Genomic DNA, 25049 nt, shown 5'->3' on the forward strand with positions numbered 1-25049 from the left:
ACGATTGCCCACAACGGCGGGGCGAAGGCCCACAACGTGGGCGGGGCGCCGTGGAACGCGGTCAAAAGGGGGCTGAAGGGGTGCGGATTACATAACGTTCTGGGCCCCGAGCGGGCGTACCCGGTCGATTACAGTGCTCCGCAGACCGGTCTACGGGGGAGGGCACATCGTGGCCACGACAGCCGCGGCCGTGTGGGGCCGCGCCGAACAGCAGGACTTCCGGGCCCGCGTGCGGGGCTGTCTGCTCGGTGGGGCCCTCGGGGACGCCCTCGGGGCGCCGGCCGCCGACCACACGCTCGCGCAGCTGCGTGAGGCCCACGGACCTGACGGACTCACCGACCCGGTCCCCGCGTTCGGCCGGCGCGGTGCCGTCACGGCCGCCACGCAGATGGCCCTGTTCACCGTCGACGGCCTCATCCGCGCCCAGGTCCGCCGCGACACCGGCGCCTGGCATCCGCCCACCGACGTCCACCGGGCGCATCTGCGCTGGGCCGCCACCCAGCGCGACTGGGGTCCCGACGAGCGCCGCAAGGACAACGGCTGGCTGGCCCGCGAGGAGTGGCTGTACGCCCGCCGCAATCCGCCCCGCGCCTGCCTCACCGGCCTCGGGGACGACGTTCTCGGCACCCTCGACCGGCCGAAGAACCCCGACGCCGGCGATTCCGGCGCCCTCGTCCGCTCGGCCCCCTTCGGGCTGCTCGTCGGCTGGGAGCCGCAGCTCGTCTGCCAGCTGGCCGTGGAGTGCGCGGCGCAGACGCACGGCGCCCCCGCCGCCGGGCTCGCGGCGGGCGGCTTCGCGGTCATCGTGCACGGCCTGGCGCGCGGCGGTTCCGTCGAGGCGGCGGTGGCCCGTGCCCTGGAGCAGCTCGCGGCCCGCCCCGGCCACGAGCCGGTGATCGAGGCGCTGGTCCGGGCCCTCGGAGCCGTACGGGAGGGGGCGCCGGACGCGGACCGGGTGACGGCTCTCGGGGCCGGCGAGGACCGGGCCGAGGGGCAGCTGGCGGCGGCCGTCTACTGCGCCCTGGTCGGTGAGGACGTCCGGCACGGGCTGCGGCTGGCGGTGAACCACGACGGTCCTTCGGCGGTGACGGCCGCGCTCACCGGCGCGCTGCTGGGCGCCCTGCACGGCGAGACGGCCCTCCCGCCGGCCTGGCTGGCCGACCTGGAGGGCCGTGCGACGGTCCTGGAGCTCGCGGACGACTTCGCGATGGAGATGACGCAGGGCGCCGCCCTGCACAGTGCCGCGGAGTCCGCCCCGGGCTGGCTGGCGCGCTACCCGAGGGGCTGATCCGTCCGCGCCCCCGCCTGGGCGGGGACCGGCCCCCCGTCCGACCCCAGCCGGTCGAGCAGCGCGTCCCGCTCCGGGGTGTCCTCCGGCTTCACGTACCGATGAGGACGTACAGGACGAGCGAGGTCCGCCGGCGTGAAGATGTCGGGGGCGGTGTCCACGCGCCTGAGCGGCCGGACGGCACACCTGCGGAGGTGCTGGAATGAGCAGGCGGGTCAGCGCATCAGCTCCCCCGCGTTGACGAGCAGCGACTGCCCGGTGATCGCCCGCGCCCGGTCCGAGGCCAGGAAGGCCGCGGCCTCCGCCACGTCCCCGTCCGTCGCGAGCTCCGGCAGTGCCATCCGCTCGGTGAGCCGGGCGAGCACGTCCGCCTCCGGAACGCCCTCGGTGTGCGCGGTGAACTGCACGTACGCCTGGACCGGCGGCCCCCACATCCACCCCGGCAGCACGGTGTTGACCCGGATCCGGTGCGGCCCCAGTTCGTGCGCGAGCGAGTACATCGCCGAGGTCAGCGCCCCCTTCGAGGCCGCGTACGCCGCCTGCCGCACCTGCGAGGGCGCGGCGATCGCCGACTGCGTCCCGATCAGGACGACGGAACCGCCCCGCTCCTTCAGTCCCGGCAGGCAGGCCCGGGTCATCCGCAGCGTGCCGAGCAGGTTGACGTCCAGGACCCCCTGCCAGGTCGCGAAGTCCGCGTCCTCCAGGCCCCCGAAGTAGGAGTCCCAGGCGGCGACGTGGACCACCGCGTCGATGCCGCCGAAGCGCTCGACGGCGAGCGCGGCGAGCGCCTCGCACTGCTCCTCGTCGGTGATGTCCGTGACCCGGTACGCCGTACGGCGCCCCTCCGGGTCGATCTCCGCCGCGGACTTGGCGAGGTTGGCCTCGGTGCGGGCGCCGAGGACGGCGTTGCCCCCGTCCCGTACCACCGTCTCCGCGATCCGGTGCCCGAGCCCGGCACCGACCCCCGACACGACGACCGTCTTTCCCTGGAGCAGCATCCCGAGCCTCCTCGACCCTGGCCATCTATCTGACGGCCCGTCAGAGTAGAAGCCCGTCGACGACAAGGGAAGACATCGGAAGGGGTACGGAAGTGAGCGAGGAGACCCACAGCGAGACGTACGCGGAGCTGGCCGCCGTCGGCCCGTACGGCGTGCGCCCCGGCCACGCGCTGATCACCATGGTGGAACCGCACCCGGGCCACGAGTACGCGTACAACCGCTGGTACGAGGACGACCACTACTACGCCGGCGCCATGGCCATGCCCTGGATGTACGCCGGCCGCCGCTGGGTCGCCACCCGCGAACTCCAGGAGCTGCGCTACCCGGAGAAGTCCGCGGTCGCCCAGCCGGTGACGGCCGGCTGCTACATCTCCACGTACTGGATCACCGACGGCCGCTACGCCGACCACATGAAGTGGACGGTCGGGATCAACAAGCGGCTGAACCGCGACGCCCGGGTCCACCAGGCCAGGACCCACGTCTTCACGTCCTTCCAGGACCACGAGGCCACCGTCTACCGCGACGGCGCCGCAGGACCCCGGGACTTCCACGCCCTGGACCACCCGTACCGCGGACTCGTCGTCCAGGTCATCGACGCCGAGGACGCGGGGAAGCGGGCCGAGGTCCTGGAGTGGCTGCGCTCCCGTGAGCTGCCGCGCCGGCTCGCGGGCTCCCCGGCGGCGATGGTGACCGTCTTCCGGCCGACCCCGCTGCCCGGAGACCGGATGACCTATGTGAAGCAGGTCGAGGGGGTCGACACCCGGCTCACCCTGCTCTGGTTCCTGGAGGCGGATCCGCGGGAGTGCTGGGAGCAGCACTTCACCGGGCTCGACGCGGGCGGCCTCGGCCGCGTGGAACTCGTGGCACCGTTCATCCCGACGGTGCCGGGGACGGACAGGTACGTGGACGAACTGCGCTGAACCGCGCGGGAAAAGAGCCGAGCCCCCTCGGCCAGGACGGCGGACCGGTCGAGAGGGCTCATACGTACTGCTGGCGGCGGCGTGCGCGCACCGGGGCTCAGAGGGCCCCGTTGCTCACCTCGCCGACGAAGGCGTTCCACGTGCCCGGTCCGAAAGAGAGGGACGGGCCCTCGGGGGCCTTGGAGTCCCGCACCGCGATCGCGGTCATGACGGGGGACTTCACTTCGACGCAGGCGCCGTTCCCGCCCGAGTACGAGGACTTCGTCCAGGTGTCCGTACCGCCCTGGATAATCGCCATGCTGCTCACTCCGGTTCTGCCGAGTAGGGTGTCTCGCCAACGTTCTTGATGGCGTGATCGACGCTACTCGCCGGCCCCGTCCGGCGGGACCGGCGTTCACACGTCCGAGTGGCATATTCCAACTGCGCTTCCGTGGGAGCGATCACCCGGTGTACGGTGCCTGCCCCGCCCCCGGACGATCACCCCTGGGCATGCTTCTTCGCCATTTTCGAGATGAACTCCCGCGTCTGGTCGACGTTCAGCGCCTGCGCCCTGAGGTGCTCGTACATGACGGAGTACTTGCCGACGTCCTGCGCCTTCTCCAGGTACAGATCGCTCGTCACACCCTCGATGTACACGACGCTGGAGTCCGAGGTGTCCGGGAACTCCAGGATCGAGTACTGCCCGCTGATCCCCGGATGCGCGCCCATCTCGAACGGGATCACCTGCACGGTGACGTGCGGCAGGTGCGACTGCTCGATCAGGTGCTCCAGCTGGTCGACCATCAGCTGCCGGCTGCCCACGATCCGGTGCAGCGCGCCCTCGTCGATCACGGCCCACAGCCGCAGCGGACGCTCCTCGTCGCGGATCCGCTCCTGGCGGCGGGTCCGCACCGTGACCCGCTTCTCGATGTCCGCCGCCGTCGACTCCGGCATCGCCCCGGAGATCACGGCCTCCGCGTACGCCGGGGTCTGCAGCAGTCCCGGGATGATCTGCGACTCGTACATCCGCAGGCTCTCCGCGTCCGTCTCCAGACCGATGTACACGCTGTACGGGATGTCGCCGAAGGCGTGCCACCAGCCCTGCTGGCGCGAGTCCTTGGCCATCTGCATGAGGGAGTCGACCATGCGCTCGTCCTCGACCTCGTACACCCCGCACAGGTCCCGGACGTCACGCTGGCTGATGGAGCGACGGCCGTTCTCCAGCCGGCTGATCTTGGACTGGGAGACGAGGAGACGCTCGGCGACCTGCTCGGCCGTCATGTTCTTCGCCTCGCGGAGCTTGCGCAGCTCCTGGCCCAATCGGCGTCGCCTGACGGTGGGGTTGACGTTGGACGCCACGGAAACTGCACCTCCGGCTGTCTGCTGCGTAGCTGTGAGTACCTACCGCTTGGCAGACTGCCACCAATGGCCGGGTGTGCGCTGGGAAACCCGGACAACGGGAAAGCGGGGCAGCGCACATGTGCGGGACGGCCGTCCAGACCGCCCCGCACATCTGTGCGGCTCCCGGTGGTTCTCGGTGCTCGGCACTGCGAAGTGCCGTGTACGTGCCGTGGTTCAGTGCGCGGCTGCGCGGGCCATGCTGCCGCGAGGCTGCGCCGGGACGCCCGCGGCGCTCCGGCGCGGCTGCGCCGCCGCACCGTTCTGGACGTCCATCACGGCGTGTGCCACGAGTCCGCCCATGGGGTCGTGCCGGATCAGATCGCGCAGCCGGGACCGCGACGACCGTCCTTCGTTGCCGGGGTACAGGTGCTTCCCGAGACCGACCGCATGGGCCAGCGCGGCAAGCGCCGCGGTCCGCGGGTCCGGCGGTACGCCGGTGCGGATCGCACTGTCCAGTCGGGCACGGATCTCCCGACTGATCGCTGTGTCCGTCGCCTGGTAGCGAGTCGTCGGCAACACCCCGCACATCTGGCCCTCCACGGCATGCACCATGCCGCATCGCTCCAGATGCGAGAGATACGTCTGACGGAGCCCCAGCCGGGGCCCGCCGATCCAGTGGACGGCCCGAACCGGGCTGCCACGCCTGCGCAGCAGCTCCAGTGCGGAGTCCAGTGTCGGATCTCCGGTCGGCCGTGGCATCACCACGGCGATACGATCCCCGTCAGGGGCTATCCGGCCTGCCAGAGCCAGCTCCACTAGCTGTGCTCCGGCCAGACCGAGGTCGAGCGACTGCGGCTGCGCTGTGGTACCCGTGGTCGGGTCCAGAGCGAGCAGCAAGAGCTCTTCCGGAATAGTTCTGCGGCTCCTGCCCATCCATGCCTCCCCGCGTGGATGAATGACAGGGTGACCCCTCTCACATTCATCTGTCGAGAGTGCCTGGGTGGTTCATCCGGGAACCAGTAGGTATGTCGTTCTCGTCTAGCACGGGAGCCAAGGGGTTCACACAGGACACTGGTAGACGGTTCGGACGTACGTATGACGCATGGAGGAGGCACGGTGGCGGGCGAGTCCCCCGACAAGGCGGAGCAGCAGGGGTCGTCGCAGGAGACGGCGGCCTCGGGCGGCGGCGGCCGGGATCCTCGGCTTTCCGTGCTCCGTGAGTCAGAGTCCTCGCCGTCCTCGGCGGTTCAGGTCGACCAGCCGACGGCAGTGTTCAAGACCCTGGCACCGCGCACGCCGGAGGACGACGAGCGGACGGCGGAGCCGGAGCCGGAGTCGGAGTCCAAGGCTGGGCCTGCGGCTGACTCCGAGCCGGAGGGCGACCGCCTGAAGGCCGCTGTGGCGGCCTGGGTCGCGACGGCGGAGGAGCCGGAGGCCGAGGACGCGGAGGCCGAGGAGGAGCCGGAGCCGGAGGACGAGGCCGAGGCCGACGACTCCGAGGCCGACGACTCCGAGGCCGACGACTCCGAGGCCGACGACTCCGAGGGCGAGGACGAGGCGCAGGACGACGAGACCGAGGACGGGCCCGAGGAGGCGGACGAGGAGTCCGACGACGAGACGGACGAGGAGCCCGTAGAGGCGTCTGTCGAGGCGTCTGTCGAGGCGTCCGCCGAGGACACGGCGTCCGCCGACGACAAGGCGCCCTCCGCGTCCTGGTTCGCCGCGCGGAAGCCCTCCGCGGACGAGAAGCCGGCCGCCGACGGGAAGCCGGCCACGGACGACAAGCCGGCGGCCGACGACAAGCCGGCAGCCGACGAGAAGCCGACGGCCGACGACGAGCAGGCGGACCCCCAGGCCTCCTCCGATCCCTCCGAGGACGAGAAGCCGGTCGACCAGCCGACGACCATGTTCAAGATGGTCCGTCCGCCGGTCGTGGACCAGCCGACGACCGCCCTGAAGCTGCCGTCCTCCCTGACCGCGGACTCCGACAGCGAGCGCACCAGCGTCTTCCGAGCGCTGCGTCCCGACATCCCGGCCGAGCAGAAGGCCCAGAAGGCCGCGCAGGAGGCCGCCAAGGCCTCCGCGGCCCCGGCGCCCGCCCCCGAGGCCCCGGGCGCGCCCAAGGCGCCCGCGCGCAAGGAGGCGGCCGCGCCCGCCCCCGTACCGACGCCGGCGGCGCTCGCCGAGCCGGAGCGGACCCGGCAGCAGCCGCTGCCGCCGCTGCCCCCGCTCGACCTGCTCGCGGAGCTGACGAACACGCCGCCCCCGCCGCCGAGCCCGCTGCGGACGACGATGCGCCGGCTGCGGATCTGGACGCCGCTGGTCCTGCTCCTCCTGATCGTCTTTGCGATCGTGCAGATGGTCCGCCCGCTGCCGCCGCCCGCGCTGACGCTGTCGGCCGCGCCGTCGTTCACGTTCGAGGGCGGCGAGCTGAAGATGCCGTGGCCCGGTGAGGGACAGGGCGCCGTCGAGGTCGAGGGCGTCGGTTCCATGGGGACGTACGGGGCGCAGAAGCCGGCCCCGATCGCGTCCGTGACGAAGACGATGACCGCGTACGTGATCCTGCGCGACCACCCGATCTCGAACAAGGGGAAGCAGCAGGGTCCCGAGATCACGATCGACAAGAAGGCCGCCGACCAGGCGAAGCACGACTCGGAGTCGACGGCGCCGGTCCAGGAGGGCCAGACCTACTCGGAGAGGGAGCTCCTGGAGCTCCTGATGATCCCCTCCGCGAACAACGTGGCCCGGCTGCTCGCGCGCTGGGACGCCGGTTCGGAGGCCGCGTTCGTCGAGAAGATGAACGCCGCCGCGAAGGACCTGGGCATGACCCAGTCGACGTACACGGACCCGTCCGGTCTGCTCGACAGCACCATGTCGACCCCGCAGGACCAGCTGAAGCTGGCGAAGGCGGTCATGCAGTACGACGTGTTCCGGGAGATCGTGAACATGCCGAACGTGACGGTCGACGGCATTCCCGGCCGGATCGAGAACAACAACAACATCCTGCTCCACGAGGGCGTGAGCGGCATCAAGACCGGCTCCTCCACCCCCGCCGGCGGCAACCTGCTGTGGGCGGCGAACACCGTGGTCGACGGCAAGAACCGTCGCATCCTCGGCATCGTCATGGGGGCGAAGGACGCCAAGCGGCTCATCGACAAGCTGCAGCTGGCCATCGACAACAGCCTCAAGCTGATCCAGCAGGCCCAGAAGGACGTCACCTCGGCGGCCGTGGTCAAGAAGGGCCAGGTCCTCGGCTACGTGGACGACGGCCTCGGCGGCCGGACCCCGGTGATCGCCACCAAGGAGCTCAAGGCGGTCGGCTGGCCGGGCCTCAAGGTGCGGCTGGAGCTGACCGACGGCGGCAAGGCCCTTCCGCACTCCGGCAAGGCGGGCGACATCATCGGCCAGGTGTCGATCGGTACGGGCGCCGGCAAGGTCAGCTCGCCGGTGGCCCTGGAGAGGGACCTGGTGGAGCCGGGCTTCGACAAGAAGCTCACCCGAGTGGGCTGACGGCCAGGGCGGATGGCCCGGGCTGCGGCCCAGGCCGGCGGCCCAGGCCTCTCGGCCCGGCTGCCGCCCGGCCGAGAGGCCACCCGCAACAGCCGGGCACCCCGGTTCTCCGTGGTGCCCGGCTGTTAGCGTTTCCGGGGGACGAGAAGCACGCGTGACCACGCGAGAAGCGAGACGGCAGCACGGGAAAGGGCCGCAGTGACCACCGCCGAGCCGACACGCGCCGACCGCGCGGAGTCCGACCCCGACGTCTACCGTGAGGGCCATGACGCTCGTGATCCCCGGGACACCGCCCGCGACTCGCACGGCGATACCGGACCCGCTTCGGCCTGCGACTCGCACGGCGATACCGGACCCACTTCGGCCCGCGACTCGCACGCCGATACCGGACCCACTTCGCTCTCGCGAATAGTGCTCCCGACCCAGCGGCCCGCCCCGACCACCGCGCTCGCGCCGCCCCCGGCACCCCCCGTCGCCGCCCCGCGGCGCAAGCGCCGCTACACGGTCATGGCGGCCACCGGGCTAGCCGCCCTCACGCACATCCTGTGGTTCTTCCTCTTCGCGAACAGCGGCGGGGACCTGGCCGCGCAGGACGCGTGGGCCGAGTTCGTCGGACGGCACCCGGACTCCGCGTACAACCTGGCCTGGTACGGCGGGATGCACCCCGTCTCGTACAGCGTGGTCTCGCCCTACCTGATGTCGGTGCTCGGCGTCCGCAGCACGATGATGGTCGCCGGGACACTGTCGGCCGCGCTGACCGCGCTGATCCTGGTGCGGGTGCGGGCGGTCCGCAATCCGATGGTGTGCTCGATCGCCGCCGTCTTCGCGTTCCTGTGCAACGCGCTCTCGGGCCGGGTGACCTTCGGCCTCGGCATGATGTTCGCGCTCGGCGCGGTCGCCGCCGTCTTCTGCTGGCCGCACCGCTGGCGCTACAAACGCTGGGCGAAGGCGGCGGTCGCCGCCCCGCTGGCCGGCCTGGCGACGGCGTGCAGCCCGGTCGCGGGCCTGTTCCTGGGTGTCGCGGCGGCGGCGCTGTTCCTGAACAAACGGCGCCCGGGCGCCTACGCCCTGGGCCTGGCCCCGGTAGCGGTGGTCGCAGTCTCCTCCTGGCTGTTCCCCTTCTCGGGCACGCAGCCGATGGCCTTCGGCTCGACGGCACTGCCGCTGCTCTTCGGAATACTGACCTTCGTCCTGGTCCCGAAGGACTGGCGCACGGTCCGCACGGCAGCGGCCGTCTACTCCCTCGGCACGCTCCTCACCTGGCTGATCGACTCACAGATCGGCTCGAACATCTCCCGCCTGCCGATGCTCTTCGCGGGCGTCGTGCTGCTCGCGGCACTGCCGTACACGGCGCCGCGCTCCCGCCGCTGGTACGCGCTGCTGCTCGCCGTCGCGGGACTGAACTTCTGGATCGGCTTCAAGGGCGTCGACGACGTCATCCGCACCGCCCCGGACGCCTCCTGGGCCCGCGAGCTGGCGCCCCTGGTGAACCAGCTCCAGGTACGGGACGCGGGCAAGGCGCGCGTCGAGGTCGTACCGGCCTCCAGCCACCGCGAGTCCTCGGCGCTGAGCCCGTACATCAACCTGGCGCGCGGCTGGAACCGGCAGGCGGACATGGAGCGCAACCCGCTCTTCTACGACGACACGCTGAACGCCTCGAACTACCAGGACTGGCTCGACCGCTGGGCCGTCCACTACGTGGTCCTGCCCACGGGCGCCCCCGACTCGGGCGCCGCGCAGGAGGCGGAGCTGGTCCGCGAGGGCCTGCCGTACCTGAACCAGGTCTGGTCCGACGAGAACTGGCGGCTGTACGAGGTGCAGAACCCGACGCCCCTCGCCGACCCGCCGGCCCAGGTGCAGAGCGCGGAGGAGAACGAGGTCGTGATCCGGGTCGACCGCCCGGGCCGGGTCCTGATCCGCGTCCCGTACTCGCCGTGGCTGGCGCTCGTCGACGAGCACGGCGGCAAGATCGAACCGCCCCAGGAGACCGAGGCCTCGAAACTGGCCCGCGAGCAGTCGGAGACCGAACTCCCGAAGGTCTTCGCCAACGAGAAGGGCTGCCTCTACAAGGCGGAGGCGGACCTCGAGGGCGACGAATGGACGGAACTCGTCGCCCCGAAGGCAGGCGTGTACCGCCTGGCGGCCCCGTACAAGCTGTCGCGAGGCACGGCCTGCCCGGAGGAACTGCGCCACTAGGCCAGATCGGTCAGCTCGTCCGCGTACACCTGGGACAAGGGCTGCGGCCCCACGTACTGCTGACAGTTACAGACACCGGCCTCGTACCGAACCGGCTTCTTGCTCTCGTCCCAGGCCGTGGGCACCTCGACCCGCTCGTGGCACCGGCCCTGCTTGTCGTGCTTGGCGAGATGATGCGTGCACCCGCACACGGGCTCGGGCGTCTTGTGCGCGGCCTCAAGAGCGAGCCGCTCCTGCTTCGTGGCCTCGAGCAACTCCATCTTCCGCTCGTGCCGATGGCGCAGCGCGGTACGAACGTTGTCAGCGACCCAGGCGAAGCCACCGGTCCAGAACAGAATGAGAACCCACCAGAACCAGTCCACCGTTTCCCCCTGCCTTCCCCCGTAGATGAAGGCCAGGATAAAACGGGCGGGGCGCCTCGGAGAGGGTGTGGTACGGGCGCAAGCAGTGGGGAACTCCCGGTGAACCACCGCCCGATCGCCCGTCGTTGCAGCACCGGGATCGCAGCCAGGACGGACCATACCCGCGCATCCATCACGGCTGCCACATCGGTGCGTCCTTCTCCCCCTGCGGCCGGCTGACGGGGATCTCGCAGAGGGCGGCGAGCACGACGACGTCGGCGGTCTCGCTGAGCGCAGGTCCGGGTGTCCAGACGACACGCTCCTCCGCCACGGCGATACGGGAACCGACGCGGAGCGACCACACCGGCCCCCGCCGCATCGCGGCAGCAGCTGCTCCCCGCCCGCCCCTTCCCGGTGGCGCGGTCGCCTCACGCTCCCGTCATCAGTGACGGCGGGGGCACGGCGACCGCCCCACTTAGGCCCTGCAGTTGGCCACCCATGCGCAAGAGGCCACCCCTCCCTCGCCGCTAGCCGTCCTTTGGTCGCCCGTCTTGGCCGCAGTCGGCAGCGCTCGTGGCCACGCATGCCATGTGACGGTTGCCGTGCTTGAAGGCTTGCTTTGGCTGCCCATCAACTCAAGCTGTCAGGGGGCGTACGGACGGCGGCCGGCGGGCTGGGGGCAGGGCGCAGACAGGAGCGCAGGGTCCGGGCGGCGGGACGCGCGGGCCGCGCTGTGCGCGGCGGCGGGTGCCTTGACGAGGTGGAGAAATCTGTAACAGCTTCCTACGGCGCAGCGTTTTGGGGCCGGTTCGGTCGATCATGTGACAGTTCGTGTGCGTGATTCAACTGACCCCACGGCAGTGGATCCTCATGCAGCGATGGCTGTGGAGAAGTGGGCAACCGGGGTGCTGTGGGGGTGCGTCGTGCCGTGTGGCGGCAGGCTGAGTAGTCAGGGGGCGGTAGCAATGCGAAGAGCGCTGATCCAGCTGGTGACGGGATGCGTGGCCGTGCTGTCGGCAACATCCTGTGCGATTTCGGATGGCCCAGCGGGCTCGCCGTCGCCCACGGGCAACCACAAAGGCGCGCCTGCGACGGTGCTTCCCCATCCCTCCGCTGTCGAGTCGTCGAGCACCGAGGAAGCGGTCGCCTGGGCGACCGGCCAGATACAGGCTGCCGCTTCCGGTGCCAACTCTCCGGCAGGGCCTGGGGTGCTGGTCGCCGCCGAATCGAACAAGGGCGCCCTCTTCGTCTGGGAGACGGCGGATGCCCGGGTGTGTCACGGTGTCGCGTTCAAGCCGGGGATGACGACCGTGGCTTGTACTTCCCACCCCAACGTGCCGCCGGTGGGGGAAAAGCCGCGGCTCGTGCCGCTGGTTCGCATGATGGCGACAGGGTGGAACATCGTCTTCGGCGCGGAGCACGAGACGGTGGAGTCCGTCACCTGCAACGGTAGAGCGCTTCAGGTGCGGGACGTGGGAGTCATGGCGAAGGGACGCCGCACGGTCCATGCCATCGAGTTCCCCGACATCACGGTGGGCAAGGTGAGCGTGCAAGTGAGGAGGGGATCACGGGTGGTCACGGAGTACCTCGAATTGGTAAATCCAAAGTGGGCGGGTGCCCAGGACTTGGCAAGCTGCGACCCTGCCAAGCGCCAGGACCCCTAGCTGGTGCCTGCGAGAAAGCGGAGATCATCCGGGGGTCGCTCTGATCTACCAGCACGTGGCGAGCGACCGTGATCAGCACATCGCGGGCGCAAGGAAGGGCCTTCTGGCACGTAGGTGGCACGGTCGTGATCACGAGAAAGGGCCAGCTTCGGGGGATGTTCCCCTGAGCTGGCCCTTCTTCTTGTGCCCCCGGCAGGATTCGAACCTGCGACACCCGCTTTAGGAGAGCGGTGCTCTATCCCCTGAGCTACGAAGGCAGGGGTTCGCCGAAACCGTGCACCGGAGACCCCAGTGGGGAATGCCGGGCGAAGTGAGGCAAACGCCCTGGTCAGGCTCGCCTCGGGGTGATGCCGGGTGGTGTCCGGAGGGACACTTTCCCGGGCAGGTGCCCAGAAGGTCGACTGACCGCTGACAGCCTAGCGGATGGGGATTACTGAGGTCGCCCCCATTGCTACCAAGCGCCGCCGTGCGTTGGTGGCGTGCCTTCTGACCTGGGAATTTCAGGCGAAGGGCGTGGCTGAGGGCGTCTCTGCGATCCGGGTGTGAGCCGTGCGCGGCCGAGGTACGAGAACGGCGGCCCGAGCACGGAGCCCGGGCCGCGGCGGTCTCTGGCCCTCGTCCCCTGACGTGCACCCGTCCGTCGAGCGATCCTCAAGCCCTCGCTCAGGTAGCTCGGAGGGCGCCGGCGGTGCTGCCCGGTCCTGTGGAGCTCAGAAGAAGTTCACGGGGCGGAACCATGCGTAGTCGTTGGTCAGATTGGTGGCGACCCGGGGCTTGAAGGGTGTGCGGTAGTCGCCGGTTCCCGCGTAGGAGTACGTGCTGCCTGCTGCGTCCAAGGCGAGCAGGTCAGCCCGGCCGTCGCCGTTGCCGTCGCCGATGCCGACCAGGTGCGGATACGCGTTCCAGCCGCTGCCGACCCTCACCCGGGGAGCGAAGGTGTCGTCGCCCTTGGCGAGGTACAGCCACAGCACACCGTCCTTGTCGCGTGCGACGAGGTCTCCGGCCGCGCCTCCGGCGATGTCGCCGGTGGCGGTCAGCTGGTTGTAGATGCCCCAGCCGGTGCCGATCTGCTTGCGGGGCTTGAAGGGCGCGCTGGCGTTCCCCGTGGCTGTGTAGAGCCACAGGCCGCCCGTCTTGTCAGTGGCGACGAGGTCGGCGCGGCCGTCGCCGGTCAGGTCGGAGCCGCCGGCCAGCTGGTGGTAGATCTGCCAGCCGCCGCCGAGCTTCACCCGGCCCAGGAAGGGCGTGTCGCCCTTGCCCGTGCCCTGGTACAGCCAGAGGACACCGCTCTTGTCCCGGGCGACCACGTCACCCACGCGGGTGCCGGCGACGTCCCCGACCGATTCGGCGCGGTCGTAGATGTTCCAATGGCTTCCGACCTGGGTGGGATAGTCCAGCGCAGGTCGGATTCCGTCACCGGACGGTGTCCTGTTGGTGTCGACACGCCGAAGAGTGCCGTAGTCGTTGAACAGCAGGACGTCGGGGGTTCCGTTGTCGTTGTAGTCGTGCGGGGCGGTGGCCCGGTTCACCGTGAACCGGCCTGAGACCTTCACGTCCGGTCCGATGCTGTCGTCCGGTCGCGCGGTGATCTCCCAGGTGTAGGAACCGTTGTACGCGGCCCGCGTCGGGCTGACCGGGTTCGAGCCGTCCCAGCGCCAGCCGATCCGCTGCCCGTCCCGGTAGCCCTCACCCGGGGAGGCCGGATCCGTGGACCAGATCTTCCGCGACGAGCGCTCGCCCGTGCGCTCGTGGACGAGTGTCAGCCAGACGTCGGTGTCGGTCCGGGAGAAGTCCCAGCCCAGGTCGACGCCCTGACCGATGCGGTCGAAGGTGATCGTGCCCGGGACACTCGTACCGAGGTGCTTCACGGCGGTGGTCTGCCCCGTCGACGCGACGAGCTCGGCGACCGGCTTGCCGCTCTCATCGAGCGACACCCGGTAGAGGCCCTCGTTCCGGTCGAGCGTGCCGCCCCGGACGAGCAGGGAACCGTCCGGGGTGGTCACGGCGGAGGAGTAGTGGGTGAGGACCTCGACGGTTTCACCCGTCTCCGGATGACGGGCCAGCAGAGGCCGCCCGGGCGGATACGGCCCTCGCTCATCGATGGCGATGCGGTACCCGGAGAGAACCCAGCCGCCGAGCAGCTGGATACTCTCCGGATTGAAGCCGGGTCCCTCGACGTACCGCACGTCGGCGGAGCCCCTGCGGGCGACGGCGATCCGGCCCTCACCGCGAGCGTTCAGCTCCTGCCAGGCGACATGCGTCGCGGATACGGCCCCCGGCCACCAGCCCCGCGTGTCCTGACGGACCTCCACCGCGGCGCCTGTGGCGAGGTCGACGACGGCCATGTCCAAGAATTCGCCCGAGGGTATGTAGCAGTTGAAGACGGCGAGACCCGGTGCGTGGGCGTCCGCGAACCAGCAGTCGCCCCCCGGCAGACCGGTGACCTCGCGATCGGTGACGCGCCCGTCGGCGACCGTCACGAGTCGCGTCTGCGAGGCCACTCCGTCCTGCATGACGTGCACGATCAGGGTCGAGCCGACCACCCCGCCGTACGAGTAGTTCGCACCGAGCTCGCGCAGGTCCACCCGCACCGGTGCCGCCGACGGCACGGCCATGTCGTGCACCATGAAGACCTGGCTCTTCGACGGGTCCGGGTCGTCCCCGGTCACCACGACATCGGATCCGCCACCCGCCGCCCAGCCCGGCAGCACGGCCGAGGTGCCGTCGGCGTATCGCGTCCAGCGGTACTCGGGTTCGGCGCTGCCCGTGACGTCGGTACGCGACAGGAAACCGGTGGAGCCGGCGCTGACGACCTCCGCGTTCAGGGGGAACCCGACGACGGTCTCCTGCGCGGTCGCTTCGGCGTCGGTCGTGTCGGCTGCGGCGGCCGGCGCGGCGGCGGCCGGACTCATGGCCAGGCTTCCCGCAGTGGCCGCGAGGGCGACGGTGACGGCCACGGCGGTGAGTCTGCGGCCGGGCACGCGCGCGTACTTCATGATCTTCCCTCCCCTTGGAAGAGTGGAGGGTATCGGTTGCCGGCGGGGTTGAAGACGCGGCGGTGGTTACGGTCTCCGGCAGCGGATGCCCGGCTCCGTACCGGCGTGCTGAACTTACCGTCGCGGTCTGCGGTGCTCGGTTGCCCCCGGCGTGCGATCCTGCCCGGGGTTGACCGGGTCGGGGGAGCCGCATAGCGTCGCGGCGCGGGTGAGCGGGCGCTTAGGAGGGTCTCGTGGTGGTTGAGCGGCTTTGTGGGGCCGGGGCGCCCTTTGCCGTCGAGGACGGGGTGTTCGTCGGTGGGCCGCGGACTCTGCGGGAGTTCGTCGAGGTGACCTGGGGCTATGGGGACCGGGTGTTTCTCGTGGCCGAGGGCGTCACCATGACCTACCGGGAGTTCTTCGACGCCGCCTGTGGGCTCGCGCGGCGGCTTGTCGGGGAGTACGGGCTGCGGCCGGGTGACCGGGCCGTTGTCGCCATGCGGAATCTGCCCGAGTGGCATGTCGCCTTCTGGGCCGCGCAGTTGGCCGGCCTCGTCGCCGTACCCCTCAACGCCTGGTGGACCGAGGACGAGTTCGCCTACGCCCTCGACGACTGTTCGCCCGGTGTGCTGCTCGTCGACGGGGAGCGGGTCGGGCGGGTGCGGGCGTGGGCCGTGCGGAACGGTGTGCCCGGGGTTGTCTTCCGGGGGGATGCCGGGGACGCCGAGGACGGGTTCGTCGCCTACGTCGTCGATGACGATCCTTTGCTCGGGCCGCCGCTTGTTGATGTTCTTCCCGAGCACGACGCGACCATCATCTACACCTCCGGGACCACCGGCCGCCCCAAGGGTGCCGTCGCCACCCATCTCGCGCAGGTCGGGGCCGCCATGAATCCGCGGTACTTCGCCGCCGCCGCGGCCCTCGCCCGGGGGGATGTGCCCGGGGCAGGGCCCGCGATGGTGTCCCTGACCACGTTCCCGTTCTTCCACGTCGCCGCGTTCACGTCGTTCTACGCCGTCATGGCGGCCGGCGGGACGCTCGTGATGATGCGGAAGTGGGATGCGGCGCGGGCCCTCGAGCTCATTCGCGAGCATGGCGTCACCCATTACGCCGGGGTTCCCACCACCGCGCTTCAGCTGCTCGACCTCGCGCGGCGTGAGGGTGATCCCCTTGCCAGCCTCACCCTCCTCAGTACCGGAGGCGCCGCCGCTCCTCCCGGGATCGTCTCCGGGATCGTCGACGGGTACGGCGAGCGGATCGAGCCCCGGAACGGGTACGGGCTGACCGAGACCTGCGGTGGGGTTCTCTCGAACGTCGGGGCCGAGTACCGGGCGTTCCCCGGGAGCGTCGGGCGGCCCTCGCCCGTCACCGAGGTGCGGATCGACCGGCCCGATGCCGAGGGGGTGGGGGAGCTGTGGTTGCGGGGGCAGTCCCTTGTCCGGGGGTATTGGGGGGATGCCGACGCCACTCGGGCCGCTTTCACCGACGACGGGTGGTTTCGGACCGGGGATCTTGCTCTGCTCGACGGCGACGGGCGCGTCAGCATCGTCGACCGGCTCACCGACATGGTGATCCGCGGCGGCGAGAACGTGTACTGCGTCGAGGTCGAGGGCGCGCTGCATCAGCATCCCGATGTTCTCGACGCCGCCGTGTTCGGGGTTCCTCATCCGCTGCTGGGGGAGGAGGTCGTGGCCGTCGTGCGGTTGCGGGACGGGGCCGAGACCGGGGGCGAAGGGCTGCGTGCGCACGTCGGGCTGCGCCTCGCCGCCTTCAAGGTGCCCGCCCGGGTCCTCGTGCAGGGCGAGGAGCTGCCGCGGAACTCGACCGGGAAGCTTCTCAAGCGGCAGCTCAGGGACCTCGTCAGCGGCGGGTGATCCGCACCCGGTACGTTCCCGTGTCGTCCTCGTCCAGGACCGAGATCCGTATGCCGTTGGCCCGGTCCGTGAACGTCTCCCCCGGGCCGTACGGGGCGTCCGACAGTTCCGCGTGGACGTTGGCCCTGCGCGTGCAGCCGCCGCTGGCCCGGTCGCTGTCGGCCACCGTCACCGGGCCGTGGCCCGTGTCCACGTCCGACTCCACCCGGTAGACCAGGACGCCGGTCTCGCAGACCGCCTCGTCGTTGCCGTCCTTGCTGCGGACCTCGACCGCGTACCCGGAGGTGCCGGAGAGCGGGACGAACGCGAGCTTGGGGCCGCCGGGGACCGCGAGCGGCGTGAGGCTGTAGTCGCCGGTGCCGGGGCTGGAGGCGCAGCTGACCTGGTCGTTGTCGAGCCAGCCCAGTTTCCACTTGTGCCAGCCGAGCAGGTCGTTGTTGGCGCCCCAGTCCTCGGACATGATGTCCCAGTGTCCGACGGTGCCTCCGCCGTCCGCGGTGTAGAGGTCGGGCAGGCCGAAGACGTGGCCGTTCTCGTGCGGCAGGACGCGGTAGCCGGTCTCGGCGAAGCTGCCGGAGCCGTCGTCCTGGCGGCTGTAGACGAAGGACGTGTTGGCGAGCGGCACGCCGTCCGCGTAGGGGGCGTCGTCGTTGCCGGAGAACGTCACGGACAGGACGGTGTCGAGGGCGGACGGCCCGGCGTTCGGCGTGACGAGGATGTTGACCAGGTCGTACGCGCTGAAGTCCACCCGCGCGTCGGCCGTCTTCACGATGTCCTCGACGAGGGCGCGGTAGCCCGGTTCGTACGGTGAGCCGCGCTCGATCCCGTACGAGGAGAAGGAGCGGGGCATCCGCAGCCAGTCGGGTATCGGGGCCTCGGGCTCGTACTGGAGGCGCCCGTACGAGCTGGTGCGGAACCAGTCCGCGGTCTGCGGGAAGAACTCGCGGAAGCGGCCCATGGCCGTCCCGTCCCCGGGGGCGTCCGGGAAGTCGATCATCAGGTTGAGGGCCCTGACGCGGCCCGTGGAGCGTACGTATCCGGGGGCCGTGGGCAGCCCCTCCGACATCTGCACGCCCATCGTGGTGGCGATGCGGCACGGTCCCAGCTGGGCGCCGCTCGGCGCGGCGGCCACGGGGCCCGCCGAGGCCGGCGCGGGCCCGGGGAGGGTGGAGCTCGCCGAGGCGAGCAGGGCGAGGGAGAGTGCCGTGGTCGCCGCCAGGGCGACGGGCCTGCGTATCCGTCGGCGGGGGTGCTGCATGCGTCGCCTCTCCGGTGGGGGGCAGGTCGGCGCCGCGGACCGCTTCCGCCGGCCGGCGCCGCGGACCCCTTCCGTGGGTCCGCGCTGTGCGATCAGCCTGTGGCGCCGGATCCGGGTGCGCGCGCCGGGTGGCCCGATCGTGGGTATTCGGGCGGGTCGGGGCTTGGCCTGGTCGTGGGGATGCGGGCGGGTCGGGGCTTGGCCCGGTGGTGGGGATGCGGGCGGGTCGGGGCTTGGCCCGATCGTGGGTATTCCGGGCGCGTCGGGACTTGTGACGCAGGTCACAAGAAGGGCGGGAAATAACCGGGGAGCCAGTCCCCGTTTATGCATGTGTTCAGCGAAGTGGGGAGTCCGTCCCCGGATGGTTCGAGTGACCGAGTGAGGAGGCCGTGGCGTGACCAGCACCGCCGACACCGCGCCCGCCCGCCGCGTACCCCGCCCGCGGGCCGACGCCCTGCGCAACCGCGAGCGGATCGTGACGGCGGCCCGCGAGATGTTCGTCGAGTTCGGCTCCCAAGTGCCCTACGACGAGATCGCGCGCCGGGCCGGCGTCGGAAACGCCACGCTCTACCGGAACTTCCCCGAGCGCCCCGACCTCGTCCACGAGGTCGTCCTCTCCCTCATGGCCCGCGTCGCCGAGGTCGCCGAGCGGGCCGCCGAGGAGGAGGGCGACACCTTCGCCGCCCTCCGCCGCTTCGTCCACGGCGCCGCCGACGAGCGCGTCGGCGCCCTGTGCCCGATGCTCGACGGCGCCTTCGACAAGGACCACCCCGACCTGCTCGCCGAGCGCGACCGCCTGGAGGGGATCGTCGAGGGCCTCGTCGCCCGGGCGCAGCGGGCCGGCCGGCTCCGTACCGACATCGGCGTCGGAGACCTGATGGTGGCGCTCTCCCAGCTGACCCGCCCGCTGCCCGGCACCGGCTGCGGGGCCTTCGACCAGTTCGTCCACCGCCATCTGCAGATCTTCCTCGACGGCCTGGAGACGCCCGCACGCTCCGAGCTGCAGGGAAAGGCCGCGACCCTGGAGGACCTGAGACGCGACTCCTGCCCGTCGTGATCTGACCTGCTCCCCGGAGCGGCCCGCACTCACTTACGCCCTTTTTTCACCAGTACGCGCCAAGAGGTGGCTACCCCCATGCCGAAAATCCCCGAGAAGCCCGCGATCCAGGCCGACCCCGGCCGCTGGAAAGCCCTGATCTTCATCGCCCTCGCCCAGCTGATGGTCGTCCTCGACGCGACTATCGTGAACATCGCCCTCCCCTCCGCCCAGCAGGACCTCGGGATCTCGGACGGCAACCGGCAGTGGGTCATCACCGCCTACGCCCTCGCCTTCGGCGGACTCCTCCTCTTCGGCGGCCGCATCGCCGACCTGTGGGGCCGCAAGCGGACCTTCATCACCGGTCTCATCGGCTTCGCCGCCGCCTCCGCCCTCGGCGGGGCCGCGACCGGCGAGGCCATGATGCTCGGCGCCCGCGCGCTCCAGGGCGCCTTCGGCGCGCTCCTCGCGCCCGCCGCGCTCTCGCTGCTCGCCGTGACCTTCACCGACGCCAAGGAGCGCGCGAAGGCCTTCGGCATCTACGGCGCGATCGCCGGTGGCGGCGGCGCCGTGGGCCTGATCCTCGGCGGCTTCCTCACCGAGTACCTGAACTGGCGCTGGACCTTCTTCGTCAACATCCCGTTCGCCATCGTCGCCGCCGTCGGCGCGTACCTGGTCGTCCGTGAGCCCGAGGGCGGCCGCAACCGCTCGCCGCTCGACATCCCCGGCGTGATCCTCTCCACCCTCGGCCTGGTCGCGCTCGTCTACGGCTTCACCCGCGCCGAGTCCGCGGGCTGGAGCGACGCCGGCACGATCGGTCTCTTCGTCGGCTCCGGCGTGCTGCTCATCGGCTTCGCCCTCACCGAGTACCTGGTCAAGTCCCCGCTGCTGCCGCTGCGCGTCGTGACCAACCGCAACCGCGGCGGCGTCTACCTGTCGCTGGGTCTCGCCGTCATCGCGATGTTCGGCCTGTTCCTCTTCCTGACGTACTACCTCCAGGTCGTGAAGGGGTACTCGCCGGTCAAGACGGGCTTCGCGTTCCTGCCGATGATCGCGGGCATGATCGTGGGCTCCACCCAGATCGGCACGCGCCTGATGACCCGCGTCCCGCCGCGCTTCCTGATGGCCCCGGGCTTCCTGACCGCCGCCGTCGGCATGCTGCTCCTCACCCAGCTGGAGATCGGCACCTCGTACGCCGGGCTGATCCTGCCCGCGCAGCTGCTCCTCGGCCTGGGCATGGGTACGGCGTTCATGCCGGCCATGTCGCTCGCGACGATCGGCGTGGACCCGCGGGACGCCGGTGTGGCCTCCGCGATGGTCAACACCTCGCAGCAGGTCGGCGGCGCCATCGGTACGGCCCTGCTGAACACGATCGCCGCCTCGGCGACCACCGCCTACCTGGCCGACCACGCCGCCGGCGCGACCACCCCGGCCGCGCAGAAGCTGCTCCAGCTCCAGGGCATGGTCGAGGGGTACGCGGCGGCCATCTGGTGGGCGGTCGGCATCCTGGTCCTCTCGGCCACGATCGCCTTCGTGCTCATCACCACCGGGAAGCCGGGGACCGGTCAGGTCGCCGGGTCCGGTGCGGGGGCCGAGGACGAGGACGAGGTGAAGATTCCCGTCGTCGCCCACTGATCCTGGGTCTGTACGTGACCGGCCCCGGTTCCGCCTTCTCGGCGGAGCCGGGGCCGGTCCGTTTCCGTGTCCGCGTGCTCAGCGGAGCCAGGGCAGGTCCGCGTTCGCGTCCGTGGGTTCGAGGCCCTCGGCCATCACGCGCATGATCGCGCCGAGCTGCTCCACCTGTTCGGGCGAGAGCCGGTCGAACATGGCCTGGCGGACGGCCGCCACGTGCCCGGGCGCGTTCTGCCGCAGGACCTCCATGCCCTCGTCCGTCAACTGGGCGAACTGGCCGCGCTTGTCGGAGGGGCAGTCCTCGCGCCGTACCCAGCCGTTCTTCTCCAGGCGGGCGATCGCGTGGGAGAGCCGGGAGCGGGTGATCTTGGCGCTCCTGGCCAGCTCGGTCATCCGGAGCCGGCGGCGGGGGGCCTGGGAGAGCTGGACGAGGAGCCCGTAGTAGACGTGCGGCATCCCGGCGTCGCGCTGCAACTGGCGGTCGAGGTGGTCCTCCAGGAGCGTGGTGGCGTGCAGGTACGCGCGCCAGACGTGCTGCTCCTCGTCGGTCAGCCAGCGGGGTTCGGTCATGTCTCCCATGGGTCCCATCGTACGACTCGTTCTTGAAAGTTGAACTATTCCGGGTTACGGTGTGAGCAGTTAGCTTGAAGTTTCAAGGATCGGGAAGGTCGCCATGGACACCACGCTCGAACGGATGCCGGCCCTCTACCTCTCCCACGGCGCCCCGCCGCTCGCCGACGACCCCGTCTGGCCCGGCGAGCTCGCCGCCTGGTCCGCGGACCTGCCGCGCCCCAAGGCGATCCTCATGGTCTCCGCCCACTGGGAGGAGGCCCCGCTCGCGCTCGGCGCCACCGAGACCGTCCCCCTCGTCTACGACTTCTGGGGCTTCCCCGAGCACTACTACCGCGTCCAGTACGCCGCCCCCGGCGCCCCCCGGCTCGCCGAGGCCGTCCGCAAGCTGCTCCGCGCGCCCGGCACGCCCGTGCAGGACATCCCCGACCGGGGCCTCGACCACGGCGCGTACGTACCGCTCGTCGAGATGTTCCCCGGCGCCGACATCCCCGTCCTCCAGATCTCCATGCCCACCCTCGACCCGCGCCGCCTCATGGACATCGGGCGCAAGCTCGCGCCGCTGCGCGACGAGGGCGTCCTGATCGTCGGCAGCGGCTTCTTCACCCACAACCTCGCCGCCCTCCGGCACACCGGCCCCGGCGTCCCCGGCTGGTCCGCCGAGTTCGACGCCTGGGGGAGCGAGGCGCTCGCCGCGCACGACGTCGACGCCCTCCTGGACTTCGAGCACAAGTCGCCCGCCGGCCGCCTCGCCCACCCCCGTACCGAACACTTCGCCCCGCTCTTCGTCACCATGGGCGCGGCGGACGCCGTCGGCGACCTCGACGCGGAGCGCTCGGTGATCGACGGCTTCTGGATGGGGCTCGCCAAGCGGTCCGTCCAGTTCGGCTGAGCCGACTACAGGGCCGGCGGATTGAGGTCGATCGAGCGGACGGCGGCGGCCAGGGCCAGCGGATCGCCCACGTCGAGCGCCGTGTCCGTGAACTTGATCGTGTGGTCGTCGCCGTGCGCGGCCGCCCGCTCGAAGATCTCCTCGGCGTCGAGGCCGGTCGCGGCGTACGGGGCGGCCTCCCGCGGCGTGTAGGCCGCCGTCACCGCGGCCGCCGCCACCCAGGCCGCCGCCACGCTCGGCGCCCACAGTCCGCGGGGGAGCGCGGGCAGGGCGCGCAGGACCGCGTTCGGCGCGGTCGCCGCGTGGACCAGCATGATCGGCTCGCCGTGGCCGTGGGACGCGTACCGGTGCGTCGTCGCCGTCACGAGCTCGGTGAGCAGCGCCTTCGCCGCGTCGGGGTCCGACGTCTCGCCCCACACCGGGAACGCCGTCAGTTGCGCGAGCCGCTCCCGGATCCCGCCGTCCTGCTCCGGAACGGGCGGTACGGCGTCGAGCGCGGCCGCCGCGGTGGGTGCCACGGCCAGCGGGGCGAGCGGCGGGAGCGGCTGGTGGCGGGCCGCCCAGTAGCCGAGGGCGTGCGCCAGCTCGGCGCGGCGCGGCGGCGTCTCCTCGGTCGTCAGCAGGGTCCGTACGGCGTGCCCGGTACGGATCACCGGATGCGTCGCCCCGCCCGCGATGCCGGGAAGGAGCCGGGGCCACCACTCGGTGAGGACCGACTGCCAGGGCCGGTCCGCCAGCTCGCGGGAGAAGAAACGGGTCCAGTCGGTGATCCGGGCCGGGTCGCCGAGCGCCTCCCGCCAGGTGCCCGCCGTGACCGGAGTGTGCGCGGGCGGGAGCTCCTCCAGCTTGGGTGCGTAGTGGTCGAGCCAGCGGTGGACGGCCTGGGCCCGGCCGTGCCGGACCAGGGCCTCGACGGCCATGGGGGCGTGGTTGGTGAGCCAGCCGTTGCGCTCGGGTCCCGTGGTGTGGAGCCGTTCGAGCGCCTCGTCGAGGGTGCCGGTGGTGTCGGTCATGGGGCGACGCTAGGCCGGGGGAGCGGCACGGCGGAACGGGCTGGGGACCTAGGCCGCTGGGCGGAGGCGAGGTGGCCGGTGGTGGAGGTGTCCGTGGGTTGTGTGAGGCGGGTCGTGGCGGAGGTGTCCGTGGGTCGTGTGAGGCGGGTCGTGGCGGAGGCAACCGCCGGTCCTGTCGTCGCGTCTGAAGGGATGGCGCCGCATGTGATCGCGGTCTCACCGACAGCGTGGTCGGGTGCTCCCGTGAGGGGCGCCGTTTCACCCTCCGTGCCCGGTCTGACCTGCACCTCCATGGGTGCCCGCGGTGTGCCCGCGGGGGCCGCGGCCGCGCAGGATACTGCATGATCGCGAAAATCCATGTGCCGGGTGGGAATTCTGTCCTGATTCCAGTCGTTGTTTCCGTCGGATGCAGGGCACCCGGAAGGGTGTCGCGACCTACTCAGCAAGGGAGCACGCATGGCAACCCGTGCCGTCGCCCGTCGTCAGACCTCCGCCCAGAGCGGGGCCGCACGGGCAAGCAGCGTTCGCGCCGTGGGCGGGGAGATCGCCGACCGCGACCTGGTCGGCATGTACCTCGACGAGATCGCGCGCACGCCCCTGCTCGACGCCGCCAAGGAGGTCGAGCTCTCCCAGACGATCGAGGCGGGCGTCTACGCCCAGCAGATACTCGACCAAGCTGTGACATCAGCCGCTGACGCGGCGGGGTCGAGCGACGGGGGCGGGGCGACCCGTGAGGAGCTCGAGGCGCTGGTCGCCGAGGGCGAGCGTGCCAAGGACCTCTTCATCAAGTCCAACCTGCGGCTCGTGGTGGCCGTCGCGCGGCGCTATCCGCGCAGCGGGCTGCCGCTGCTCGACCTGATCCAGGAGGGGAACGCGGGCCTGGTGCGCGCGGTCGAGAAGTTCGACTACGCGAAGGGCTTCAAGTTCTCCACGTACGCCACGTGGTGGATCCGCCAGGCCATCACCCGGTCCATCGCCGACCAGTCCCGGACCATCCGGCTCCCCGTCCACCTCGTGGAGGAGCTCGGCCGGATCCGGCGGGTGCAGCGCGAGTTCAACCGGGAGCACGGGCGGGAGCCCGAGCCCGCCGAGATCGCGACCGAGCTCGGCTCGACGCCCGAGCGCGTCACGGACGTCCTGGACTGGGCGCGGGACCCGGTCTCGCTCAACATGTCGGTGGACGACGAGGGCGAGACCCAGTTCGGCGACCTCCTCGAGGACACGTCGGCGATCTCTCCGGAGCAGTCGGTCCTGACCCTGCTGCGCAGCGAGGAGCTGGACGACCTCATCGACAAGCTCGACCACCGGACCGCCTCGATCATCCGCATGCGGTACGGCATCGAGGACGGCCGCGAGCGGACGCTGACGGAGGTCGGCAAGGAGCACGGGCTGACGCGGGAGCGGATCCGCCAGATCGAGAAGCACGCGCTGCTGGAACTGAAGAAGATGGCGCACGACACGGGCTTCGACGCGGTGGCCTAGAGCGGCCCGCGCTCCCCGTTGTGGGCATGCGTTCCGCCGGGGCGGAACGGGTGGGCACAACGGACGGCGCCCTCTAGCGG

20 protein-coding genes and 1 tRNA gene are annotated in these 25049 nt (G+C 71.2%); 10 read left to right on the top strand and 11 right to left on the bottom strand.

Annotated elements, in window-relative coordinates; all coding sequences use genetic code 11:
• The first annotated feature begins 169 nt into the window (after positions 1–169).
• Complete coding sequence (locus ACWGN5_RS38240; protein WP_453523026.1) at positions 170–1288, top strand: ADP-ribosylglycohydrolase family protein; 1119 nt, start codon at positions 170–172, stop codon at positions 1286–1288.
• Positions 1289–1503: 215 nt separating this feature from the next.
• Here ACWGN5_RS38240 and ACWGN5_RS38245 read toward each other — a convergent pair whose 3' ends face one another.
• Positions 1504–2286, bottom strand: a complete 783-nt coding sequence (locus ACWGN5_RS38245; RefSeq protein WP_453523027.1) for an SDR family oxidoreductase — start codon at positions 2284–2286, stop codon at positions 1504–1506.
• Between the two features lie 92 nt (positions 2287–2378).
• Here ACWGN5_RS38245 and ACWGN5_RS38250 point away from each other — a divergent pair, with 92 nt between their 5' ends.
• The gene (locus ACWGN5_RS38250) at positions 2379–3206 is read left to right on the top strand and encodes a hypothetical protein (protein ID WP_453523028.1); all 828 of its coding nucleotides are present in this window, start codon (positions 2379–2381) and stop codon (positions 3204–3206) included.
• A 97-nt stretch (positions 3207–3303) separates the two neighbouring features.
• Here the strand turns inward: ACWGN5_RS38250 and ACWGN5_RS38255 are convergent, their stop codons facing one another.
• The 3 genes from ACWGN5_RS38255 to ACWGN5_RS38265 all read right to left on the bottom strand — a co-directional run bounded on the left by ACWGN5_RS38255 (position 3304) and on the right by ACWGN5_RS38265 (position 5459).
• Positions 3304–3504 carry a DUF397 domain-containing protein gene (locus ACWGN5_RS38255; RefSeq protein ID WP_453523029.1) on the bottom strand — a complete coding sequence of 67 codons (201 nt, stop codon included), beginning with the start codon at positions 3502–3504 and terminating at the stop codon, positions 3304–3306.
• 179 nt (positions 3505–3683) lie between these two features.
• The gene (locus tag ACWGN5_RS38260) at positions 3684–4544 is read right to left on the bottom strand and encodes a helix-turn-helix domain-containing protein (protein ID WP_369144781.1); all 861 of its coding nucleotides are present in this window, start codon (positions 4542–4544) and stop codon (positions 3684–3686) included.
• Positions 4545–4760: 216 nt separating this feature from the next.
• Entirely contained in the window at positions 4761–5459 is a 699-nt protein-coding gene (locus ACWGN5_RS38265) for a GOLPH3/VPS74 family protein (protein WP_116160457.1), read from the bottom strand.
• Between the two features lie 162 nt (positions 5460–5621).
• Between ACWGN5_RS38265 and ACWGN5_RS38270 the strand changes: the two genes are divergently transcribed.
• Positions 5622–8036 (top strand): serine hydrolase, encoded by a 2415-nt coding sequence (locus ACWGN5_RS38270; protein WP_453523030.1) that lies wholly within the window; start codon positions 5622–5624, stop codon positions 8034–8036.
• A 198-nt stretch (positions 8037–8234) separates the two neighbouring features.
• The gene (locus ACWGN5_RS38275; RefSeq protein WP_453523031.1) at positions 8235–10232 is read left to right on the top strand and encodes an MFS transporter; all 1998 of its coding nucleotides are present in this window, start codon (positions 8235–8237) and stop codon (positions 10230–10232) included.
• Here ACWGN5_RS38275 and ACWGN5_RS38280 read toward each other — a convergent pair.
• Together ACWGN5_RS38280 and ACWGN5_RS38285 are read right to left on the bottom strand one after the other, a co-directional pair.
• Complete coding sequence (locus ACWGN5_RS38280; RefSeq protein WP_453523032.1) at positions 10229–10594, bottom strand: hypothetical protein; 366 nt, start codon at positions 10592–10594, stop codon at positions 10229–10231. The genes ACWGN5_RS38275 and ACWGN5_RS38280 overlap by 4 nt on opposite strands.
• A 172-nt stretch (positions 10595–10766) precedes the next feature.
• Entirely contained in the window at positions 10767–10904 is a 138-nt protein-coding gene (locus ACWGN5_RS38285) for a hypothetical protein (protein ID WP_453523033.1), read from the bottom strand.
• Positions 10905–11538: 634 nt separating this feature from the next.
• Here ACWGN5_RS38285 and ACWGN5_RS38290 point away from each other — a divergent pair.
• Positions 11539–12237, top strand: a complete 699-nt coding sequence (locus ACWGN5_RS38290) for a hypothetical protein (protein ID WP_453523034.1) — start codon at positions 11539–11541, stop codon at positions 12235–12237.
• Between the two features lie 184 nt (positions 12238–12421).
• Here the strand turns inward: ACWGN5_RS38290 and ACWGN5_RS38295 are convergent.
• Together ACWGN5_RS38295 and ACWGN5_RS38300 are read right to left on the bottom strand one after the other, a co-directional pair.
• Positions 12422–12494, bottom strand: a tRNA-Arg gene (locus ACWGN5_RS38295).
• Between the two features lie 453 nt (positions 12495–12947).
• Positions 12948–15233, bottom strand: a complete 2286-nt coding sequence (locus tag ACWGN5_RS38300; protein WP_453523035.1) for an FG-GAP repeat domain-containing protein — start codon at positions 15231–15233, stop codon at positions 12948–12950.
• Between the two features lie 233 nt (positions 15234–15466).
• Here ACWGN5_RS38300 and ACWGN5_RS38305 point away from each other — a divergent pair, with 233 nt between their 5' ends.
• Positions 15467–17086, top strand: a complete 1620-nt coding sequence (locus ACWGN5_RS38305) for a class I adenylate-forming enzyme family protein (RefSeq protein WP_453523036.1) — start codon at positions 15467–15469, stop codon at positions 17084–17086.
• Here ACWGN5_RS38305 and ACWGN5_RS38310 read toward each other — a convergent pair.
• On the bottom strand, positions 17073–18344 hold the full coding sequence (locus tag ACWGN5_RS38310) for a M6 family metalloprotease domain-containing protein (protein WP_453523037.1): 1272 nt from the start codon (positions 18342–18344) through the stop codon (positions 17073–17075). The two genes, ACWGN5_RS38305 and ACWGN5_RS38310, sit on opposite strands and share 14 nt — an antisense overlap.
• A 394-nt stretch (positions 18345–18738) precedes the next feature.
• Here ACWGN5_RS38310 and ACWGN5_RS38315 point away from each other — a divergent pair, with 394 nt between their 5' ends.
• On the top strand, positions 18739–19401 hold the full coding sequence (locus ACWGN5_RS38315; protein WP_453523038.1) for a TetR/AcrR family transcriptional regulator: 663 nt from the start codon (positions 18739–18741) through the stop codon (positions 19399–19401).
• Between the two features lie 78 nt (positions 19402–19479).
• Positions 19480–21015 (top strand): MFS transporter, encoded by a 1536-nt coding sequence (locus ACWGN5_RS38320; RefSeq protein WP_453523039.1) that lies wholly within the window; start codon positions 19480–19482, stop codon positions 21013–21015.
• Between the two features lie 78 nt (positions 21016–21093).
• On the opposite strand, the gene ACWGN5_RS38325 is transcribed toward ACWGN5_RS38320, so the two are convergent.
• Positions 21094–21600 carry a MarR family winged helix-turn-helix transcriptional regulator gene (locus ACWGN5_RS38325; protein WP_453523040.1) on the bottom strand — a complete coding sequence of 169 codons (507 nt, stop codon included), beginning with the start codon at positions 21598–21600 and terminating at the stop codon, positions 21094–21096.
• An 85-nt stretch (positions 21601–21685) separates the two neighbouring features.
• Between ACWGN5_RS38325 and ACWGN5_RS38330 the strand changes: the two genes are divergently transcribed.
• Positions 21686–22474 carry a dioxygenase family protein gene (locus ACWGN5_RS38330; RefSeq protein ID WP_453523041.1) on the top strand — a complete coding sequence of 263 codons (789 nt, stop codon included), beginning with the start codon at positions 21686–21688 and terminating at the stop codon, positions 22472–22474.
• A 5-nt stretch (positions 22475–22479) separates the two neighbouring features.
• On the opposite strand, the gene ACWGN5_RS38335 is transcribed toward ACWGN5_RS38330, so the two are convergent.
• Positions 22480–23487 (bottom strand): questin oxidase family protein, encoded by a 1008-nt coding sequence (locus ACWGN5_RS38335; RefSeq protein WP_453523042.1) that lies wholly within the window; start codon positions 23485–23487, stop codon positions 22480–22482.
• Between the two features lie 456 nt (positions 23488–23943).
• Here ACWGN5_RS38335 and ACWGN5_RS38340 point away from each other — a divergent pair, with 456 nt between their 5' ends.
• Positions 23944–24969 (top strand): sigma-70 family RNA polymerase sigma factor, encoded by a 1026-nt coding sequence (locus ACWGN5_RS38340; protein ID WP_453523043.1) that lies wholly within the window; start codon positions 23944–23946, stop codon positions 24967–24969.
• Positions 24970–25049 lie beyond the last annotated feature (80 nt).

It is taken from the genome of Streptomyces sp. NPDC055815, from assembly GCF_053616475.1.

Bases quoted from the DNA above. Each gene is read 5' to 3' on its own strand.
- ACWGN5_RS38325 (WP_453523040.1), bottom strand. From the start codon at position 21,600: ATGGGACCCATGGGAGACATGACCGAACCCCGCTGGCTGACCGACGAG.
- ACWGN5_RS38245 (WP_453523027.1), bottom strand. From the start codon at position 2,286: ATGCTGCTCCAGGGAAAGACGGTCGTCGTGTCGGGGGTCGGTGCCGGG.
- ACWGN5_RS38330 (WP_453523041.1), top strand. From the start codon at position 21,686: ATGGACACCACGCTCGAACGGATGCCGGCCCTCTACCTCTCCCACGGC.
- ACWGN5_RS38270 (WP_453523030.1), top strand. From the start codon at position 5,622: ATGACGCATGGAGGAGGCACGGTGGCGGGCGAGTCCCCCGACAAGGCG.
- ACWGN5_RS38320 (WP_453523039.1), top strand. From the start codon at position 19,480: ATGCCGAAAATCCCCGAGAAGCCCGCGATCCAGGCCGACCCCGGCCGC.
- ACWGN5_RS38335 (WP_453523042.1), bottom strand. From the start codon at position 23,487: ATGACCGACACCACCGGCACCCTCGACGAGGCGCTCGAACGGCTCCAC.
- ACWGN5_RS38265 (WP_116160457.1), bottom strand. From the start codon at position 5,459: ATGGGCAGGAGCCGCAGAACTATTCCGGAAGAGCTCTTGCTGCTCGCT.
- ACWGN5_RS38290 (WP_453523034.1), top strand. From the start codon at position 11,539: ATGCGAAGAGCGCTGATCCAGCTGGTGACGGGATGCGTGGCCGTGCTG.
- ACWGN5_RS38255 (WP_453523029.1), bottom strand. From the start codon at position 3,504: ATGGCGATTATCCAGGGCGGTACGGACACCTGGACGAAGTCCTCGTAC.
- ACWGN5_RS38340 (WP_453523043.1), top strand. From the start codon at position 23,944: ATGGCAACCCGTGCCGTCGCCCGTCGTCAGACCTCCGCCCAGAGCGGG.
- ACWGN5_RS38300 (WP_453523035.1), bottom strand. From the start codon at position 15,233: ATGAAGTACGCGCGCGTGCCCGGCCGCAGACTCACCGCCGTGGCCGTC.
- ACWGN5_RS38310 (WP_453523037.1), bottom strand. From the start codon at position 18,344: ATGCAGCACCCCCGCCGACGGATACGCAGGCCCGTCGCCCTGGCGGCG.